Source organism: Clostridium sp. C2-6-12, from assembly GCF_009928485.1.
GTDB lineage: Bacteria > Bacillota > Clostridia > Clostridiales > Clostridiaceae > Clostridium.
In genome coordinates this window covers 1-358 of the sequence record NZ_JAABNP010000103.1, presented here as the reverse complement: position 1 = coordinate 358, position 358 = coordinate 1, and the positions used below count along the sequence as shown (strand labels likewise).

Annotated in this window: 1 rRNA gene; it reads right to left on the bottom strand. The window is 48.9% G+C overall.

Features of this window, described 5'->3' with window-relative positions:
- Positions 1-358: ribosomal RNA gene (locus GXK56_RS27575) — 23S ribosomal RNA — on the bottom strand; the annotation flags it as partial.

Genomic DNA, 358 nt, shown 5'->3' with positions numbered 1-358 from the left:
GAACCTTCCCCATAACGCCCCAGAATTGTTAGAGCGGATTTGCCTACTCTAACTCCCTCAACGCTTAGACCAGCATCCAATAGCTGGCACATCCTATCCTTCTCCGTCACACCATCGATAATAACGATTATAGTGGTATTGGAATATCAACCAATTGTCCATCGACTACGCCTCTCGGCCTCGCCTTAGGTCCCGACTAACCCTGAGAAGACAAACTTTACTCAGGAAACCTTAGATATTCGGCCTGTAGGATTCTCACCTACATCTCGCTACTAATGCCAACATTCTCACTCGTAATCAGTCCACCGCTCCTTACGGTACGACTTCAGCCCGATTACGACGCTCCTCTACCGCTCAC